The 7,629-nt window shown below is 26.3% G+C and carries 8 protein-coding genes; 7 read left to right on the forward strand and 1 reads right to left on the reverse strand.

Translation table 11 applies throughout. From position 1 onward, the window contains the following. The first annotated feature begins 150 nt into the window (after window positions 1-150). The 6 genes from BX659_RS18120 (at window position 151) to BX659_RS18145 (ending at window position 5,177) form a co-directional block, all read left to right on the forward strand. Complete coding sequence (locus BX659_RS18120; RefSeq protein ID WP_097019637.1) at window positions 151-1,419, forward strand: replication initiation protein; 1,269 nt, start codon at window positions 151-153, stop codon at window positions 1,417-1,419. Window positions 1,420-1,675: 256 nt separating this feature from the next. Beyond that, a complete protein-coding gene (locus BX659_RS18125) occupies window positions 1,676-2,002 on the forward strand; it encodes a hypothetical protein (RefSeq protein WP_097019636.1) in 327 nt (108 codons plus the stop codon). A gap of 787 nt (window positions 2,003-2,789) precedes the next feature. Then, complete coding sequence (locus tag BX659_RS18130; protein WP_068719852.1) at window positions 2,790-2,972, forward strand: helix-turn-helix domain-containing protein; 183 nt, start codon at window positions 2,790-2,792, stop codon at window positions 2,970-2,972. 71 nt (window positions 2,973-3,043) lie between these two features. Beyond that, a complete protein-coding gene (locus BX659_RS18135) occupies window positions 3,044-3,409 on the forward strand; it encodes a hypothetical protein (RefSeq protein ID WP_097019635.1) in 366 nt (121 codons plus the stop codon). Between the two features lie 220 nt (window positions 3,410-3,629). Continuing rightward, window positions 3,630-4,796, forward strand: a complete 1,167-nt coding sequence (locus tag BX659_RS18140) for a ParM/StbA family protein (RefSeq protein WP_097019634.1) — start codon at window positions 3,630-3,632, stop codon at window positions 4,794-4,796. A 12-nt stretch (window positions 4,797-4,808) separates the two neighbouring features. Then, window positions 4,809-5,177 carry a hypothetical protein gene (locus tag BX659_RS18145; protein ID WP_097019633.1) on the forward strand — a complete coding sequence of 123 codons (369 nt, stop codon included), beginning with the start codon at window positions 4,809-4,811 and terminating at the stop codon, window positions 5,175-5,177. Window positions 5,178-5,208: 31 nt separating this feature from the next. Here the strand turns inward: BX659_RS18145 and BX659_RS18150 are convergent, their stop codons facing one another. Next, a complete protein-coding gene (locus BX659_RS18150; RefSeq protein WP_097019632.1) occupies window positions 5,209-5,727 on the reverse strand; it encodes a hypothetical protein in 519 nt (172 codons plus the stop codon). 155 nt (window positions 5,728-5,882) lie between these two features. On the opposite strand from BX659_RS18150, the gene BX659_RS18155 reads away from it, so the two are divergent. Then, on the forward strand, window positions 5,883-6,146 hold the full coding sequence (locus BX659_RS18155) for a hypothetical protein (RefSeq protein ID WP_097019631.1): 264 nt from the start codon (window positions 5,883-5,885) through the stop codon (window positions 6,144-6,146). Window positions 6,147-7,629: the final 1,483 nt, after the last annotated feature.

Consider the following 7,629-nt stretch of genomic DNA (forward strand, 5'->3'; position numbering starts at 1 on the left):
ATAAGACGAGAAAATGGGGCGATAAGACGAGAAAATGGGGCGATAAGACGAGAAAATGGGGCGATAAGACGAGAAAATGGGGCGATAAGACGAGGTGGATTTTGATCAATTCGTTTTATTGTGGTATATTATAGATTAAGAGGTGAAAAAATGAAAAAGAAGATATTAAATAAACCCAATGAACTAATAAGTTTGCTACCTCGCGAGAGTATAAGTGTAATACAACAAAAATCTTACAATGTTTTCTTGGTAGAAGCTCAGACACAAGTTAAATTTAGTAATGAGATAAAATATACTGATATCAATAAGGGTAACAAGTATCTTTTTAATATAACATTTAAAGAATTAGTAGATATGGCTGGAATTGATAAAAAAGATTATGAGTATATAAAAGAAGAATTGCAAAAACTTATGAAAATAGTGGTAGAAGTAGTAGATAAAGAAAATAAAAATAATTGGTCTTTATTTCATTTGCTAGAATGTGTAGAAAAAGAAGAAAACATATTTGAATACTCATTGAATTGGAGAATTGTACAAGCTTTAAAGAACTGTGATTTTTTTACTAAACTTGATTTACAACAACTTAGTAAATTAAAATGTAAATATTCTGTTATACTTTATGAACTAGCAATAAGATATGAAAAATTTAAAATTCCTAAAATGACCATAGAGACATTTAGAAAAAGAACTAACACAGAAGATACTTATAACAGAATGTATGATTTGAAAAAACATGTTTTAGATAAAGCATGTAAAGAAATAACAAAAAAAACTGATATTAAACTATCCTATGACACAGAAAAGCAGGGAAGAAAAATAGCTTATATCGACTTCCATATAGATAATAACCCACAAGTGCAACCAACTAAACAAGTGCAAAAACTAGAAGAAACAGAAGCACAAATTAGAAAAAACGAGGATTATTCAAATGAAGTATTATTTTTATTTGAACAGCTACCAAAGGATGAGCAAATAGAAGTAAATAAAAGTATACTTTCAAAATTACTTAGAAAGCACAATTTTGAATATATTAAAGAAGATATAAAATATGCTAAAAAGCAGAAACCGAAAAATTTTATGTCTTACTTGATGAGTTCCTGTAACTTAGGACATTATTCACGAACTGAACTTGAAAAACAAAAAGTAAGAGAAGAAACAGAACAGAAAATAGAATATCATAAACGAGAACAACAAGAACTATTAAAGAAGATTAAATTAAAAGCCCAAGAATTAGCTAAAAAAAAGTACTCTAAATTAGGCAGTGAAGAGAAAAAGAAATATTTAAAAGGCTATGATATGCAACTTCCTTTTTTTAAGACAACAAAAGAAAATTATATTATCGAAGCAATTCAAACAGAAATGGAAACTAATCTAAAACAAGAACACAGTATTTATTTTATAAAAGAAAAAGAGGACTAGCTAATCGACCAAGTTAAGCTGATCCATTCCTAATTTAAATAATTTAGTTACAGTTTAATTATATCAAACAAAATTATCTTAAACACTTTTTAGATACTCTCTATTTTTTAGTATAGTTTATTATTTATATTTGACTTAATTATTGTATCTAGGTATACTAATTATAAATTAAATTAAAAGAAAACTACTACTCACACAAAATAGCCACTACAGGAGAGTAGTAGTTTTTTATTTTATTATCAAGGAGTAGAGTAATATGGTAAATAAAAATAAAATTATAAAAAAAGTAAACTTATTTAATAAAAATAAACACTTTCATAAATATAAATATGGTTGTTATTTTCCTTTGAATACTAAATATTCTTTAAGAGAAAAAAATAAATATTACTATTGTTTAACTACTATTGAGAGAGAAACTACTAAAGCTGTCCATTTAAATATTAAAGCTAATTTTGAGGGAATTGAACAAACAGTTAAATATTGGATTCCTAAAAGCCTTATTTGGAAAGAAGATCAAATTTTATGTGTATCAAGATGGTTTATAGAAAAAAATAATATACCGTTTAGTTATAATGACAAATAGATTCTTTAGATTTAGCTCAGTCTAAATCATCTTAGATAATTAATGAAATATAAGATGACTATTAAAAAAATATATCTACATCAAGGGTCAATAACTGTTTTTATGAAGTGATGTCTCCAAATAAAATCAGTATTAATTTGTCTTATATTAATTAACATATATAAGATTATTTTTTATATTAATTCACAAAATCTAAAAATAACGAAATAAAATATAAAAATAAGACCAATAATTATATATTTTAAAATTATGAATTACATTTATAGTTTTAACTTGTATTTATATACACAATTATAAATATTTTTGAATTTTTATAATTAGTATTTTTGAATTTTTATTCAGATGAAATATCAATTATACTTGTTAAGCTATACTAACTTTCTATTATAAAGAGCTTCTCTGCATTATTAGATTTAATTTTAATAGGTACATTATATATGAGTAATATGAAAATACCCTTATATAACTTTCCTTCTTATGACCCATTCGCTTTAATATTAAAAAAACTTATATAAAGTTTGAATCATAATTATATAATATACTAAACTAACATTACTTTAGCTATAAAGTCGAGTTTAAATGTTAGATTTAATAAAAGAAATCATACTAAAATAACAATTTGAATATTTTTTTGTTTTTTAATTAAATTTATTGAAAGTTATGTCAGATAATAGTATAATATAATCATCCTGATATTTTTTCTATTTGCTCAATAAAATAACAGGTGTTAACTTAAAAATTCAATATACATATTAAATTAATAGGAACTAATAAGGAGGGTTATAAGATGAATAAAGAGAACTTAACTGTTAAAGATGTAGCTGAGTATCTAAACAGAAGTGAAACTACAATCTACAATATGCTTAACAATGGAGAACTTCCTGGTATAAAATTAGGAGGAAAATGGATTGTAAGAAAGAAAGATTTAGATGAATTTTTAAACAATATGTTAGCTCAACAACAAAATTAATATTTTTAAAATAAAACCATGGAATTTTCCATGGTTTTATTTTATTTAATTTGTATTGAAAGGAGAAAATAATGTCTTTAGATAAATTGAAGCAGATCTTGGAGTCTTTAAATTTAAAGGAATTAAAAGAAGCTAAGAGTTTAATTAATAATTACTATAAAAAAGTAAAAAAATCTAAAAGTTCTAAGCAATTAATTGATGCTTATATTAATAAATATGGGATTTATTTCAGACTAGAGAAGGTATTTTGTAATAAATCTAATTGTCAAAAATGTAATGGCCAAGATAAAGAAGGGCATGGACCTTATTGGTATAGTTATAAAAATGGTAAAAGAGAATATATAGGCAAAAAAGATAAAAATTATTTAGATAAAATTAATAATAAGCCTAAATTTATGGTAAAGAATCAAGATAAACATTTACCCTATAAAAGATAAAGTGTTTACAAATGTAAACACTTTTTTTATTTTAGATTCATAAAATAAAGGTTAAATACTATAGCAACTAATGTTGACAGATGTTTACAGGTTTTTATTGACAACCAAAGGGAATAACTGTATAATACATTTGTGATGTTTTGGGATAATATGGAAGATAGGTTGTGTTAAGTAATACTATTAAATTTATATACGCTATTATCTACAAGGAGGACACTTTATGCGAACTGAAAAAATTAGAGTTATTGGAGTGGATTTAGGATACGATTCAGTAAAAATGATGGCTAAGGATAAAAAAATAGTTTTTCCATCTTTGGTTGAAGAAGAGGAGGAAGGAATTTTATTAGAAAATTCCTTAGAAGTCCTTAAAAATGAGGAATTGCTAGAAAAATTTGATATAAATAAAATTATTATTAAAATTCAAGATAAAATCATACGTGGTTATAATGATGATAGTTTTAACACTTACAGAGTTGGAAACTATGTATTAAATCAACGATCATCTTCTATAGGCTACTCTTTATCTGATCAAAAATATAAAGAACCTGAAGAATTTGCAAAATTATTATCAGGAATATCTTTACTTTTTCCTAAAGCTGATAAGATAGTTATTAAAAATCTAGTTACAGGCTTACCCATTAAATATTATGAAAAACACAAAGATTATTTTAAAAAAGAATTAGTAAATACTTTTACTATTCAAATTAAAAATATTAAAAACCAATTCATTTCTAAGGAGATCGAAATAAAGAAAGCGACAGTTATTCCCCAAGGATTAGCTTCATATTATGACTTCATTATGGATAATAGTGGTCTAGTAACTACAAATATAGAAGGTGGCTTAGGAATTATAGATTTAGGAGGACTTACTATTGATTGTGTAGCTTTTAATGATGGAGAATTAATCAAAGACTCTCCTATTTCTTTTAATGATGGTGTAAGAACTAGAATATTTAAAAAAATTCAAGATTCTTTAGATATAGATATTTCTCAAGATTTAATTAAAAAACAGATTTTAGCAGGTAAAGATTTTATTAGAGTTAGAAATGAGAGATACGAATTTAAAGAGATTAAGGATTATTCTATTGATAAATTAGCTAAAGATATCGCCTTGCAAATCAAAAATCGTTGGGAATCATTTTTAATGATAGATAAAATTTTAATCACTGGGGGAGCTACAATATTACTATTTGAAAACGTTAATAAATATTTAGAAGACTTTCCATGTGAAAGAATAGATAATGAACCTCAATTTAGTAACTGCCGTGGCTACATAAAATTAGGTAAAGCTTTAGATAGAAAAAGAGAAGAAGAATTAAAAGCTAAATTGAAGGAAAGGACAAATCAAGCCACTGAAGAAGTAGCAGCAACTACTAATGAAGGATAGAAGGGGATAATTATGCCTAAACTCTTCTTAAGTGTACGTATAACAGAAAACTTCTTTACAAACGAAGAGATTAATAAAATAGAAAAAGAATTAAAAAAATATAATAATAAATCTGAATTTTTAAGAAAAATTATTAAATTTTATTTACAAATAGAAGATAATGAATCATTAATTAATGATTCAAACCTCAATCCTCAAAATTCTAATTACAACAAAAATTTAGAAGAATTAAAAATACTTATAGAAGAAAACCACAAAATACTTCAAAAATTAAGCTCAAGTGAAATACAACTTAAATCAGATAATTATAAGGAACCTTACAAAGGTGAGGAACAAGAAGTACAAACAGAAAAAATTCTAGGATTATTAAATCAATTTTAAAAGGCTACCAAATTATTTGGTAGCCTTTTAATTAATCTTGGTCATCTTCTTTGCTATAAGGTTCTGATTTAACTGGATTATTAGCTTCTTGCTGTTCTTCCTTCTTATTGCTCTTATTTTCTTTAATCTGATTAACTAAATTCATCAACTTCAACATTAAAGTAGGATCTAAACTATTATTTCCTCTATTATTCTCTCCAATCATCCCAAACAAATTTTCAAGTGCAGAGCCTGATTGATTACTATTAAACATATCGGTTAAATTTTTTAACAAATTATTCTGTGAGCTGTTTTTATTTAATTGCTGAAGAGTTTCCTGGATCTGTTGTTCATTTATTGACTCAGACTTAGTTACTAAGCTATTTAATGAGTTCTTACTTAAACCTACCCCCTCCTGAGCAATACCTACTAAATTTAATAAATTTAATAACCCTAAAATACTAATTACCTCATTAGGAGCTAATTGTTGTTGTGACTGAATATTAAATACACTCAACAGTTTATCTACAGTTTTAGCTTCTGGTAAAAACAAATATTCATCCTTATACATACAATCCCTCCTTCTCTTTCTTTATAAATATATTAATTAAAATATTAAAAATTGCTTGAAATGTAACGATTTTTATATTTTTTTCATACTATGTAACATGAAAAATAATGGGGTTAACCTTTTAAATAAATTTAAAATCAAAGGAGGAGGAAAAAATGGAAGAGTTTGAAATTGAAAAAACTGAAGTTAAAGAAAGTAAAGATAACCATCTAAACAACAACCAAAATTTATTTAATAATGATTTTCTATTATTATTATTAATCCTATTTGTCTTCTTTGGTAATACAGAAGTATTTTCAGAACATTTTCACTTTCTAAACGGACAGGTAAAACAAGTTAAAGACTTATTAAATATGGCTGATGCTACTATACAAGCCTTAGACCAAGCAAGCCAAATCCCACATCAAATGCTAAAATAAAAAATTAAAATAAAAAAACATACCCCTGGCTGCCTTTTTTTGTTTTTTTTTGTTTCGGGAATTCCTCCAAATCGTCATTCCCTACAAGCAAACTATCAGCAAAACGTAGAGAAGACTACCCCTGGTGGTGGTTTAGGAAACAGGCAGCCCCCCCCTGACTCTTATTTGAAAATAAAATAAGAACCAAAGGAAGCTAAGGGAAGATTACCCCTGTATGGAGCCATTGAGGTCTCCAGTATAGCCACGTTAAACGTTATATGCTCAAACTAGCCCAGGCGGCGTATTACCTAGTAGATCACCACGATCTTTGCATATACCCCCACACACCGACAGTCACAAACCGTATTTCTAAAGAATACTTCTGGGAACCACCTTCCTCTCCTATCTGACAGGGGAGAATCTAGGGGGTAAGCCTAGCAGTTTTTTATTATAGTGAGTTATTCCTTTAACCTCACTTATACCTATATATAAAAAGAGAGCCTCTAGGTTGGACTAGCGACTCTCTCTATTTGCTAATTTTTAACTATCTCTTAATATACTATTTATCCTTGACTAAAATATTTAACTTAGGTATAATAAATATACATTAGTTAAATATACTAAGTATATTAAGATCACTACTCTCAATGTATAAGTTTGTATACATTCAGGCGTCCAACCTAGGAGTAGTGGTCTTTTTTATTCTATTTTAATGTTTTAAATTCAATGTGATACTTATATTTTACAAGTCCTTGCTAACTATTGCAAGGATTATATTATTTTTTGTTGATATTATAGTGTTATTTCCCTAATAATAACTCCCAGACTAACACTAAAATTATATGAACAATATAGAATCTAACAAAAACAGATTTTCAAGAGTCCGCCTTTTGATTTAGCAACAGCTGGTTATTTAATTCAATTATGCCGACATACACGGACACATAATTAAAGATTTTAAAAAAGAAATTAAGCTAGTGAGCCTATAGTATTTTATAGGTTCACTAGCTTTTTGTAGTTACTAAAAGAATTCATCTGTTTTATCACCTAATTATTATTTTATAGATAATCGTATAAAGCTTTCAAATTGCCTTAATTTCAATTTTGATATTAAATATAGAATTATGCCTTGAATCTGAATCCAGGGTCTGAAAATTGATTTTAGGAGCCTTAGAATGGAAATAGTTTTCCATAAAGAATAAACTCTTCATTAGTTTCGTGGTTTTAAACTTGATGTTTTGAATTTAAAGAATTAAAAACACACAAAAATTTAAAAATTAAAATTTGAGATAACTACTATATTATATATATATATATGATATATATTGTTGTTGTTTTTTATATCTTTAAAGATCTTTTAAAATCTTTAGGATTTTGCAAACCCTGTAACTAATAGGGTTTGCAAAAAAATAAGACGAGAAAATGGGGCGATAAGACGAGAAAATGGGGCGATAAGACGAGAAAATGGGGCGATAAGACGAGAAAATGGGGCGATAAGACGAGG

Origin of the sequence: Orenia metallireducens (assembly GCF_003001995.1) — a bacterium.
Taxonomy (GTDB): Bacteria; Bacillota; Halanaerobiia; order Halobacteroidales; family Halobacteroidaceae; genus Orenia; species Orenia metallireducens_B.